Here is an 11,414-nt window from a genome sequence, read left to right as displayed (position 1 = left end):
AGAGTTCATATCGACGGCGGTGTTTGGCACCTCGATGTCGGCTCATCACATCCTGGGGCTGTAGTCGGTCCCAAGGGTATGGCTGTTCGCCATTTAAAGTGGTACGCGAGCTGGGTTCAGAACGTCGTGAGACAGTTCGGTCCCTATCTGCCATGGGCGTTGGAGATTTGAGAGGGGCTGCTCCTAGTACGAGAGGACCGGAGTGGACGAACCTCTGGTGTTCCGGTTGTCACGCCAGTGGCATTGCCGGGTAGCTATGTTCGGAAGCGATAACCGCTGAAAGCATCTAAGCGGGAAGCGCGCCTCAAGATGAGATCTCCCGGGGCACAAGCCCCCTGAAGGAACCATGTAGACTACGTGGTTGATAGGTCAGGTGTGTAAGTACAGCAATGTATTGAGCTAACTGATACTAATGATCCGTGCGGCTTGACCATATAACCTCAAGTTGCCTTGGCTTTACGACAACGTCGTAAGAGCATCCAAGTGCACGCTACGTCACAAGAACTACGAGAGGCAGGCGCCTTATCCGGCTGTATCGGATGGCGACGCTCCAACCGCCTCCCTGGTGAAATTAGCGCTGTGGAACCACCCGATCCCATCCCGAACTCGGAAGTGAAACGCAGCTGCGCCGATGGTAGTGTGGCTCAAGCCATGCGAGAGTAGGTCATCGCCAGGGTTTACACCCGAGAACCCCGCTGCTCACGCAGCGGGGTTTTTCTTTGTGCGCAGTAAATGCGGGTAGTGCCGGCCGCTGGCCGGCAACCCGATGGCATTACATCACCCGGTAGATCCACGCCATGCGTGGATGCCCTCTGCGAGGAGCCAAGGCGCCAACCAAGGTTGGCCGCTACCAACAGCAGGCCCACACAGCAATCGGTTGCTGGCCAGCGGCCGGCACTACCAGGGGCAGGTCACGCATAAAAAGACGGCGCCCTGCGGGCGCCGTCCTGATCAAACTCGAATGGAAGGCCCGGATCAGGCGACCCGGGAGACCTCGTGGGGTTCTTGCTGACGGAACACCGACACCGCCTCGGTGAGCGTCCCCGCCTGCGACTGCAACTCGCGTGCGGCAGCGGTGGCTTCTTCCACCAGCGCCGCATTCTGCTGCGTGGCCTGATCCATCTGCACCACTGTCTGGTTGATCTGCTCGATACCGATCGACTGCTCCTGCGACGCCGCGGATATCTCGCGCATCAGGTGGCTGACATCCTCCACGCCGCCGACGATTCCCTGCATGCGCTGGCCGGCATCGGCCACCAGCTGGGCACCTTCGCCCACCTGCCGTCCCGCTTCGTCGATCAGCTTCCTGATCTCCTGTGCGGCCGCCGCCGAACGCTGCGCCAGCACGCGCACCTCGCTGGCCACCACGGCAAAGCCTCGGCCCTGCTCGCCGGCGCGTGCCGCCTCCACCGCTGCGTTCAACGCCAGGATATTGGTCTGGAAGGCAATGCCGTCGATGACGCCGGTGATGTCGCCGATCCGCTTCGAGGCACCTTCGATGGCCTGCATGGTATCCACCACCCGCTGCATGGCCGTGTTGCCGTCACTGGCAGCGTTCTGCGTGGAGGCGGCCAACGCACTGGCCTCACGCGCATGGGCGGCGTTCTGGCGCACGGTGGCGGTCAGTTCCTCCATCGATGCTGCGGTCTCCTGCAGGTGCGCTGCCTGGCGCTCGCTGCGCTCGGACAATGCGCCGTTGCCGGCGGCAATCTCGCTGGCGGCGGTACTGATCGACGCCGCGCATTCCTGGATGCGGCCGACCATGCGTGCCAACTGCCCGGCCGTGGCATTGGCATCGCGCTGGATGGCAGCGAACGCGCCGTGATACTCGCCGTGCATGCGCCGATCCAGATCGCCGTTGGCCAGTGCCGAGAGCATCTGCCGTACTTCGTTGACGGTGCTGCCGAGCGTATCGAGCAGCTGGTTGATGCCACCGGTCAGGCCATCGAGGAAGCTGGCGCCTTCAGTGGCCTGCAGGCGCTGGTCGAGGTCACCGGCCGCTGCCGCTGCGACGATGCCGGCCACGGCATTCTCCAGCGCGAGCTCATGCGTGCGGTCATGCCATTCCACGGCGAAGCCCAGGCGCACGCCCTGCGCGTCGAACACCGGTGTGACCACCTGCGCGAAGTGCACCGGGCCGATCTGCACCTTGCCGTTGTGCGCTACCTGCAGGCCGTTGAGGATCGCGCGGATGCGGTCCGGGTTGGCGTGGAAACGATGGATGCTGCTGCCGACCAGGCGCTCGGCGTCGAAATCGGGGAAGGCCTGTCGCAACGTCGCCTGCTGGTTGCGCAGCAGTGCCACCACCGAGCGGTTCACGTAGCGGATCACATGGTCGTTGTCGGCGATCATCATCGCGGTGCGCGAGGCATCGAGGGCCTGGCGGATCTGCGCGTTCTCGGCATGTGACGCGGCTTCGCGCCCACGCTGGGCCTGCACGTGGCGTGCAGTGTCGGCCAGGGCGTGGGCCAGTGAACCCGGCGCATAGGCGCCGGTATCGGCATGCGCGCCAAGATCGGCACCGGTGGCGATATCGCGTGCGAGCGCGGCAAGCCGACGCGGGCCGTGGCCAAGGGCCTCGGTCTGCTGCCGAAGGCGCAGTGCGACCTGGCCGAGGAACAGGGTCAGGCCCGCGAGCATGCCGGCCTGCAGCAGCGTCGGCCACAGCGCGGCACCGCCCTGTAGCGGTGCCAGCAGGGCGAGCGTACCGACGCCACCGGCCAGCCACACCGGAAGGCGATCGCGATGGCCCAGCAGCACGCCCAGCAGCAGGGCAATCGGCAATGCCGGCGACAGGCTGATGATCGCGCACAACACGGCCAGCTGCAGCGACAACAGCAACGCCAGACCGTTGCGGGCGATGGCCCGGCCCGCCTGGGCCCCGCCCAACCACGCGGCTGGCAGCACGGCGACGGCCGCCAACGCGGCGGCCTGCACCTGCGGGCCACGCAGGGCCAGCACCAGGCCAGCCAGGGCCAGTACCGCGCTGCCGATCAGCAGGCGGCGGTCAGCGCGGTGCGCGAGCTGCTGCAGATGCGGCAGGCGGGCGGTATCGGGGGGACGGGCGGATGCAATGGACATCGGAGGCTCCTGGGTCAGCAGACGACAACGAGCACGCCGCAACGCACGCAGCAGGGCGTGACGAGGGCGGGTGCCGGGAATTCGAGGGATGCGGCGCGATCAGCGGCGCGGAGACGGGACACCGCGGCCACATCCTGTGGGTGACGGTGCAGCAGAGCGGGCATGCGGACTTCCTTGCAGAACCAGACACATGCCGCAGGACCGACCGGGCCCGCGTGCAGCGGGCGCAGGGGCCCGCAACTGATGTATCGGCCGCAGACGCGCAGAGTGAAGCGCGCGGATACCTCTGCTCAGCCCGCGTTGTCGTTGCTGAAGAAGCGCAGGATCACGCCTGCGATCTGTTCCGGATCTTCCATGTGCAGGTGATGGTTGCCGGGAAACACCGCCAACCGCCCATCGCGCAGGTGCTGCAGGCGATCGCTGCGCATCGGCTCGGGGTAGTAGGACTGCGCTGGCGTGGCATAGATCACCTGCGTCGGGCAGGCGATGGCCTGCAGCAGGTTGTCGATCTGGCCTTCGCTGAGACGGATCGCAGTGGGCAGCATCAGGCGCGGATCGCTGCACCAGCGGTAGCCACCCTCGACCGGTTCCACGCCGCGCTCGACCAGCAGCCGTGCACAGTGCTCGCTGAGCTGGTTGGTCATCATCCGTGCGCGGATCGGCGCGGCGAGGTCGGGGAACACGCGCAGCTGCTTGCGTGCCAGTGCGCGCGTGGCATTCACATGCTCGCGCAGGCGGTTGGCGGTTTCTTCCTCGGGGCCGCGCAGGCCGCCGAGCGCTTCGATCGCCACCAGGCGCTCGACGCGGTCACTGACCGAGGCGGTGAGGCTGGCGATGCCGGCGCCCATCGAATGGCCGAGCAGGTTGAAGCGGTCCCAGCCCAGTGCATCGGCGACGTCGAGCACGTGGCAGATCGCGGCGGCCGTGGTGTAGCTGGTACCGGCCGGCAGATGCGCGCTGTGGCCATGACCGGGCAGGTCGATGGCAACGAGCTGCAGCGACGACAGGTGCGGCGCCAGCGGCACGAAGCTGGCCGCGTTGTCGAGCCAGCCGTGCAGGGCCAGCACGCGCGGGCCATCGCCGTGGTTGCGCAGGCCGGCGACGCGCGCGCCACCGACCTCCAGTTCAAACGGTTGCAGACTCATGCCAGCGAGGCCACGGCCAGCCGCGCAAGCGCGCGTGCGTGCTCCGGTTCGGCGTTGAGGCAGGGGATGTAGCGCATCGTCGCACCGCGCTCGGCCAGTGTTTCGGTGAACCCTAGCGCGACTTCTTCCAGCGTCTCCAGGCAGTCGGTGGCGAAGCCGGGGCACACCACGTCGATCTGCTTCACGCCGGATTCGGCCAGCGCCCACAGGCTGGGCTCGGCATACGGCTGCAGCCAGCGCTCGCGGCCGAAACGCGACTGGTAACCCATCTGCCACTCGTCCCTGCCCAGTTCCAGCGCCTTGGCGATGGCCTGTGCGCTGGCCTCGCAGCGCTGCGGATACGGATCGCCGGCATCGGCCAGGCGCTGCGGGATGCCATGGAAGGAGAACATCAGCATCTGGCCGCGACCGTGCTGTTCCCAGTAGCGACGGATCGAGCCGGCCACGGCCTCGACCCAGCCCGGATCGACCGAATAGTCGCGCACCAGGCTGACGGTCACGCCAGGATTGCGGCGCTGCCAGGCATCGACGCGGTCTTCGACCGAGGCAGTGGTGGTGGTGGAGTACTGCGGATACAGCGGCAGCACCACGATGCGGCGCGCACCGTCGGCTGCCAGGCGGTCGAGCTCGCTGGCCAGCGCGGGTTCGCCGTAACGCATCGCATGACGCACTGTCAGGGTCGGCAACAGGGCCTGCATGGCCTGCGCCAGCTGGCGCGTATGCACCATCAGCGGTGAGCCGTCGGGCAGCCAGACCTGGGCGTACTTGGCCGCCGAACGACTGCTGCGCAGGGGCAGGATCAGTCCGCGCAGCAGCGGCTGCCACAGCAGTGGCGGGATCGCGACCACGCGGCGGTCGGACAGGAATTCAGCCAGGTAACGGCGTACGGCGGGGGCCGTCGGCGTCTCGGGCGTGCCTAGGTTGACCGCCAGCACGGCGGTATCGGGTGCGTCGAGCATGGGCGGTATTGTCGCCGATCCGGTGTCGCGCCGGGATGCAGGGTTCGGATTGCGGGCATAGCGCGCATCAATGTGAGCAGGGAACGCTCATTGGGGATTCATGACAACGCTACTAATTTCAGTCACTTGCTATATCTTCCTATGGACTGACTTCTGGAGCCTGCCATGCGTCGCCCGATCCAAGCCCTGCTGATCGCCGCCAGCCTGCTGTCCAGCCAGGCCATGGCCGGGCCGCAGGAAGACCAGCGTGCGCGCAATGCCGTGCGCGTGCTGGCTGAAATCCAGGAAATCCCTGAACAGGGCATTCCGGATAAATTGCTGGACGAAGGCCGCGCGGTCATCGTCATTCCCGACACGATCAAGGCCGGTCTGGTCATTGGCGGCCGTCGTGGCCACGGCCTGATGTCGGTGCGCATGCCCAACGGCGCCTGGTCCAACCCGGTGTTCGTGAAGCTCACCGGCGGCAGCATCGGCTTCCAGGCCGGCGTGCAGTCCTCCGATGTGGTGCTGGTGTTCCGCAACGACCGCAGCCTGGACAACCTGGTCAACGGCAAGTTCACGCTGGGTGCCGACGCTGGCGTCGCCGCCGGTCCGGTGGGCCGCAACGCCGCCGCGGCCACCGACGGCCAGCTGAAGGCCGAGATCTGGTCCTGGTCGCGCGCCCGCGGCCTGTTTGCCGGCGTCGCGCTGGATGGCGCGGTGCTGCAGATCGACGATGCCGCCAATCTGGACGCCTACGGCAGCAACACCACGCCGCGGATGATCTTCGAAGGCCGCGCCGCCGGTTCGCCGTCGATGGATGTGGTCGCCTTCCGCGATCGCCTGGAAGAGGCCACCTACGCGGCGCGCAACAACCGCAGCGGCAACGGCGGCAGCGCGCCGCGCCCGGCTGCCGCCCCGGCAGCTGCTCCGGCGCCTGTTCAGGCAGCACCGGCTGCGCCGGCTGAGGCCACCACCGCGCCGCTGCAGAACGTGCCGCAGACCCCGCCGCCGCAGCAGCAGGGCTTCCAGCCGGTGAATGACGGCGAGATCCGTACGGAAACGCTGGGCGGAAACTGACTTTCGTCACGCGCGCCGGCTGACAGCCGGTGCGCTATGCTCGACAGCCTGATCACTAACGTAACGAGCGTCTTTATGGGCAGTTTCAGCATCTGGCATTGGTTGGTCGTGCTGGCCATCGTCCTGCTGGTGTTCGGCACCAAGCGCCTGACCAGCGGCGCCAAGGACCTCGGTTCGGCGGTCAAGGAATTCAAGAAGGGCATGCGCGACGAGGACAAGCCGAACGCGCAGCTGGGCGATGAGTCGCGCAGCCAGGACGCGTCGCGCACCGCGCAGGACGAGCACGACCGTAACGCTCGCTGATCCGGAGCGGTTGCGGTGTTCGATATCGGCTTCAGCGAACTGCTGGTGATTGCAGTGGTCGCCCTGGTGGTGCTCGGTCCCGAGCGCCTGCCCAAGGCGGCCCGCTTCGCCGGCCTGTGGGTGCGTCGCGCCCGCAATCAATGGGATTCGGTGAAACAGGAACTGGAGCGCGAACTGCAGGCAGAGGACATCAAGCGGCAGATGCAGGATGTGCGCCAGGGCATGCAGGACACCGAGAACCAGCTGCGCGCCAGCGGTGAAGCGATCCGTCGCGAAGCCCAGCAGGCGCAGCAGCAGGGCGATGACCTGGTGCAGCAAGTCCGTGCACCGGCGCCCGCGGATCTGCCGCCGCACATGAGCGCCGCGCCCGATGCCGTTGAACCAGCGCAGGACGGTGGTGCCGCCGAGCCGGTTTCGGCCGCGCCCGCTGAAACTGGTACGCCGCCGCCGGCGCAGAGCACGGAGCGCCACCCATGAGTGAACAGGATTTCGGCGAGAGCTCGCTGGTAGAACACCTGGTGGAACTGCGCGGCCGGCTGGTGCGCGCATTGCTGGGCCTGGGCGTGGTGCTGCTGGCGCTGCTGCCGTTCACCCAGAAGCTCTACAACGCGCTGGCCGAACCGCTGGTCTCGCAGCTGCCGAACGGACAGACGATGATCGCCACCAACCCGGCCGGTGCCTTCTTCGCACCGCTGAAGCTGACCTTCTTCGTCGCGTTGTTCGTGGCGGTACCGTGGCTGCTGTACCAGCTGTGGGCGTTCGTCGCGCCCGGTCTGTATGCACGCGAGAAGCGCCTGGCGGTGCCGCTGCTGGTGTCATCGGTGCTGCTGTTCTACACCGGTTGCGCCTTTGCGTATTTCCTGGTGCTGCCGGCGGTGTTCCACTTCCTCACCACCTTCAGCCCGGACGTGATCGCAATCACACCGGATGCGAATGCCTATCTGGACTTCGTGCTGGCGATCTTCTTCGCCTTTGGTGGCAGTTTCGAACTGCCGGTGGCGATGGTGATCCTGGTGCTGCTGGGCTGGGTGACGCCGCAGCAGTTCAAGGAAGGCCGCGGCTACGCGATCGTCGGCATCTTCGTGCTGGCGGCGGTGCTGACCCCGCCGGACGTGGTGTCGCAGCTGATGCTGGCGATTCCGATGTGCCTGCTGTACGAGCTGGGCATCCACGCCGCACGCTGGCTGGTGCCGTCGTCGGTAGTGAAGAAGCCCGCCGCCTGAAAGACAAAAAGGGGACGGAGGGGATTAAGTCGTTAAAGGCAAAAACGACTTAATCCCCTCCGTCCCCTTTTCTATCCACGCATGGCGTGGATCTACCTGCGTTCTGGTCAGGCGTGGAACACGTCGCTCGAGGTCGGCGTGGTCGGAATCGGCGGCGCCGCGCGGCTGCCGCGGTGCACGAACATCTGTTTCCACGCGGCGTAGACCGCGCCGACATACAGCGGCATCAGCACCGTGGTCAGTACCAGCTGGGCGATGAAGGCGGCGGCCAGCGGGCCGCCGATCAGCATCGCGATCTGGATCACGATCACGAACAGGATGTACATGCAGAACGCGGCGATCAGGCCGAGTACGGCGAACACGAACATCGCGCCGATGTTCTCGATGCAGCCCTGCAGGCTCAGGCGCAGCGCATGCATGCCGCTCTGCTTGTCGAACACCACCAGCGCCGGCTGGGTGAACATTGCCAGCGACAGCGCCACCGCGCTCAGGAACACCAGCAGCATCCACAGCGCGATGCGCTTGGCCGGCAGATTGGCGACCAGCGCGGCCGCGTCATCCGGCTTGATCTGCTGGCCACTGCGGCTGATCTCTTCCATCTTGGTCATGACCTCGCTGAAGGCGGTGAAGCCCTCGCGGCCGATCATCAGGAACAGCAGCGCGCCCAGCAGCAGCACCGCCAGCACCTGGATCGCCAGCGGCACCAGCAGGTGGCTGACGCGGTGGTCGCGGATCGGCTGCAGCAGGTGCGAGGCCAGGCCCGGGCGGCCTTCATCGATCTCGCCCACGGCATACAGCATGCCGCCGAACATGATCGGCGAAATGGCCAGCGTCATAAGCTGCACGGCCATGCCGGCAGCGCCAGGAATCAGCGTCGACAACAAGGTGACCACCCAGCTCACCAGCAGCCAGGTCAGGCCGATCCGGGCCAGCTGCAGCGGCGCACGCCGGTACAGGGAGAACGTATCCAGCAACCACTGGGCGCCCGCCGAAGCCGGCAGCTTGCGAATCTCTTTCATGGACATCCGGGAAGGACAGGAGGGGGCCGGGCGGCTGCCCGTGCCGCCGATTATCCCTGTTTTGCCACCGGCTGGGCTGAAGACAGCCGTGCCTGGCGGACGAAGCGGCGCAACAGCTGGCGGGCCAGCGGCGCGGCACTGACCGCGCGCTCGATGCTGCGGGCGCAGCCGCCGTGGCGGCCGATGCAGTCGGCGCGGGCACGCACGTAGCCACGCATGTGGTGGGTGGCGAACTCCGGATGGAACTGCACGCCCCAGGCCTGGCGGCCCCAGCGGAAGGCATGGCAGCCATCCAGCGGTGAACGGGCCAGCACCTCGGCACCATCGGGCGCGCGCAGCACGGTCTGCAGATGGGTGGCATGGGCGGCAAAGTGCTGCGGCAGGCCCTGGAACAGCGGGTCCTGCGCGGCCTGCGGCTGCAGTTCCAGTTCGATCGTGCCGGACTCGCGGCCGGCCGGGTTGTAGGCCACCTCGCCACCCAGCGCATGTGCCAGCAGCTGATGGCCGTAGCAGATGCCGAATACCGGCAGGTCGTCGTGGGCGGTCTGGCGCAGCCACGCGGCGCTGCGCTCGCTCCAGTCGGCATGGTCGGTGACGAAGGCGGCCGAGCCGGTCACCAGCACGCCGGCGAAGGCATGAGGGTCGGGCAGGGCGCCACCGTGCTCGACATCGACCACCACCGTCTCGTGTTCTTCCAGCCCGGCGGCGACGCGGATCCAGTGCGGAAAGCGCCCGTAGCGGCGCAATGACGGCACCGGTCGGCCGGTTTCAAGGATCAGGAACGGGGCTGGGTTCATCCGGGGGCGGCAGCACTGACAGGACTTCCTCGATTGTAGTCAGCCCCTGCGCCACCTTTTCAAGCCCGGCCTGGCGCAGGGTTCGCAGCCCTTCAGCCCGCGCGGCACGGGTGAAACCGGCCAGGTCCATGTCGGCGCGGATCTGCCCGCGCAGCCGCGAACCCAATGGCAGCAACTCATACAGGCCGATGCGGCCGAGGAATCCGGTGCGCCGGCATTCCAGGCAACCGACCGGCCGACAGGGCGTGGCGGCATCTGGATATGCAGCATGGCTATCAGCCAGCACCGCCCAATCGGCCGCGCCGAGGCTGTGCGGCTGCTTGCAGTGCGGGCACAGCGTGCGCACCAGGCGCTGGGCGAGGATGCCGTTGAGGGTGCTGGCCAGCAGGTAATGCGGCACGCCCAGGTCGAGCAGGCGGGTGACCGCCGAGGGCGCGTCGTTGGTATGCAGGGTGGACAGCACCAGGTGGCCGGTCAGCGAGGCCTGCACCGCCATCTGTGCGGTCTCCAGGTCGCGGATCTCGCCGATCATGATGATGTCCGGGTCCTGCCGCAGCAGGGTGCGCACGCCGCTGGCGAAGTCCAGGTCGATGTTGGCCTGCACCTGCATCTGGTTGAACTCGGGCGCGATCATCTCGATCGGATCCTCCACCGTGCACACGTTCACGTCCGGCGTGGCCAGCCGCTTCAGCGTGGAATACAGGGTGGTGGTCTTGCCCGAGCCGGTCGGGCCGGTGACCAGCACGATGCCGTGCGGGCGCTCGACCAGCGCATTCCAGCCGGCGGCCTCCTGCGGGCTGAAACCGAGCTGGTCGATGCTCTTGAACGCGGCATCCGGGTCGAAGATGCGCATCACGCACTTCTCGCCGAAGGCGGTGGGCATGGTCGACAGGCGCATCTCGACCTCGCGGCCACCCGGCGAGCGGGTCTTGATGCGGCCATCCTGCGGGCGCCGGCGCTCGGCCAGGTCCATGCGGCCCAGCACCTTGATGCGGCTGACCACGGCGGTCATCACCGCCGGCGGTACCTCGAACACCTTGTGCAGCACGCCGTCGATGCGGAAGCGCATGCGCCCCATCTCGCGGCGCGGCTCCAGGTGGATGTCCGAGGCGCGCTGTTCGTAGGCGTACTGCAGCAGCCAGTCGACGATGTGCACGATGTGCTGGTCGTCGGCATTGACGTCGCCGGTGCGGCCCAGCTCCACCAGCTGCTCGAAGCTGGGCAGGGTGGTGCTGGCCTCGCCGCGCACATCGCCACGGGCGCCGCGCACCGAGCGGGTCACCCCGTAGAACTCCATGGTGTAACGGTGCAGGTCCAGCGGGTTGACCACCGCCAGCTCGATGCGGCGGCGGGTCAGGTGCTGCAGGTCACGACGCCATTCCTGCACCAGCGGCTCGCTGGTGGCTACCAGCACGCGCTCGGCATCCACCGCCAGCGGCAGGAAGCGGTGGCGGCGGGCGTAGGCATGCGACACCAGCGCGGTCACCGCAGCGACGTCCACCCGGGTCGGGTCGATGCGCAGGTAACGGCTGCCGGTGCGCTGCGCCAGCCACTCGGTCAGGCGTTCCAGGGTCAGTTCGCCGCCGCCGGTGGCGGCCAGCTTGAGGTTGGACAGCAGCACCAGCGGATGCACTTCACTGGCGTTGCGCGCGCCCTGTGCGGAAAACCGCATGCGCTCGCGGTCCTGCTCGGCCACCAGGCCATCGGCGGTCAGGGCCGCGGCAATCTGCTCGAAATGCAGCCGTCCCCAGGGCAGCGGGACGCCGTCCGCCTCGCCGGGCGTGCCTGCCGGCAGCCGATGTTCCATCTGCCTGCTCCTCCCGGGTAC

Annotated in this window: 10 protein-coding genes and 2 rRNA genes (1 of these 12 cut by a window edge); 6 read left to right on the top strand and 6 right to left on the bottom strand. The window is 67.4% G+C overall.

Translation table 11 applies throughout. The features are described from left to right. Nucleotides 1-434, top strand: a 23S ribosomal RNA gene (locus tag Q9Q79_RS20215); it begins 2,446 nt to the left of the window's first position. A 127-nt stretch (nt 435-561) separates the two neighbouring features. Beyond that, nucleotides 562-676 (top strand): 5S ribosomal RNA (gene rrf, locus Q9Q79_RS20210). 299 nt (nt 677-975) lie between these two features. Here the strand turns inward: rrf and Q9Q79_RS20205 are convergent. The 3 genes from Q9Q79_RS20205 to hemH all read right to left on the bottom strand — a co-directional run bounded on the left by Q9Q79_RS20205 (nt 976) and on the right by hemH (nt 5,185). Then, nucleotides 976-3,081: a methyl-accepting chemotaxis protein gene (locus tag Q9Q79_RS20205; RefSeq protein ID WP_286244807.1), complete on the bottom strand. Its 2,106-nt coding sequence runs from the start codon at nt 3,079-3,081 to the stop codon at nt 976-978. A 290-nt stretch (nt 3,082-3,371) separates the two neighbouring features. Then, the gene (locus tag Q9Q79_RS20200) at nt 3,372-4,226 is read right to left on the bottom strand and encodes an alpha/beta hydrolase (protein ID WP_012481654.1); all 855 of its coding nucleotides are present in this window, start codon (nt 4,224-4,226) and stop codon (nt 3,372-3,374) included. Next, on the bottom strand, nt 4,223-5,185 hold the full coding sequence (hemH, locus tag Q9Q79_RS20195) for a ferrochelatase (RefSeq protein WP_012481653.1): 963 nt from the start codon (nt 5,183-5,185) through the stop codon (nt 4,223-4,225). Before hemH ends, Q9Q79_RS20200 begins: the two co-directional genes overlap by 4 nt. 165 nt (nt 5,186-5,350) lie before the next feature. Here hemH and Q9Q79_RS20190 point away from each other — a divergent pair, with 165 nt between their 5' ends. The 4 genes from Q9Q79_RS20190 to tatC all read left to right on the top strand — a co-directional run bounded on the left by Q9Q79_RS20190 (nt 5,351) and on the right by tatC (nt 7,770). Then, nucleotides 5,351-6,244, top strand: coding sequence for a YSC84-related protein (locus Q9Q79_RS20190; RefSeq protein ID WP_005411678.1), 894 nt, complete (start codon nt 5,351-5,353; stop codon nt 6,242-6,244). Nucleotides 6,245-6,319: 75 nt separating this feature from the next. Beyond that, nucleotides 6,320-6,547, top strand: a complete 228-nt coding sequence (tatA, locus tag Q9Q79_RS20185; RefSeq protein ID WP_005420453.1) for a Sec-independent protein translocase subunit TatA — start codon at nt 6,320-6,322, stop codon at nt 6,545-6,547. A 15-nt stretch (nt 6,548-6,562) separates the two neighbouring features. Beyond that, nucleotides 6,563-7,024, top strand: coding sequence for a Sec-independent protein translocase protein TatB (tatB, locus tag Q9Q79_RS20180; protein WP_043034409.1), 462 nt, complete (start codon nt 6,563-6,565; stop codon nt 7,022-7,024). Continuing rightward, nucleotides 7,021-7,770, top strand: coding sequence for a twin-arginine translocase subunit TatC (gene tatC, locus Q9Q79_RS20175; RefSeq protein ID WP_005411675.1), 750 nt, complete (start codon nt 7,021-7,023; stop codon nt 7,768-7,770). Before tatB ends, tatC begins: the two co-directional genes overlap by 4 nt. A gap of 107 nt (nt 7,771-7,877) precedes the next feature. Here the strand turns inward: tatC and Q9Q79_RS20170 are convergent, their stop codons facing one another. The 3 genes from Q9Q79_RS20170 to Q9Q79_RS20160 are packed head-to-tail and all read right to left on the bottom strand — an operon-like array spanning nt 7,878 to nt 11,393. Continuing rightward, nucleotides 7,878-8,789: a BPSS1780 family membrane protein gene (locus Q9Q79_RS20170; protein WP_024957777.1), complete on the bottom strand. Its 912-nt coding sequence runs from the start codon at nt 8,787-8,789 to the stop codon at nt 7,878-7,880. Between the two features lie 50 nt (nt 8,790-8,839). Then, nucleotides 8,840-9,586, bottom strand: coding sequence for a glutamine amidotransferase (locus Q9Q79_RS20165; protein ID WP_012481650.1), 747 nt, complete (start codon nt 9,584-9,586; stop codon nt 8,840-8,842). Then, nucleotides 9,558-11,393 (bottom strand): GspE/PulE family protein, encoded by a 1,836-nt coding sequence (locus Q9Q79_RS20160; RefSeq protein ID WP_005414929.1) that lies wholly within the window; start codon nt 11,391-11,393, stop codon nt 9,558-9,560. Before Q9Q79_RS20160 ends, Q9Q79_RS20165 begins: the two co-directional genes overlap by 29 nt. Between the last annotated feature and the right edge of the window lie 21 nt (nt 11,394-11,414).

The organism is Stenotrophomonas sp. a6, assembly GCF_030913325.1.
GTDB classification, from domain to species: domain Bacteria; phylum Pseudomonadota; class Gammaproteobacteria; order Xanthomonadales; family Xanthomonadaceae; genus Stenotrophomonas; species Stenotrophomonas maltophilia.
Note: the sequence above shows the minus strand (reverse complement) of the source record. Positions and strands in the feature narration are given on the sequence as shown.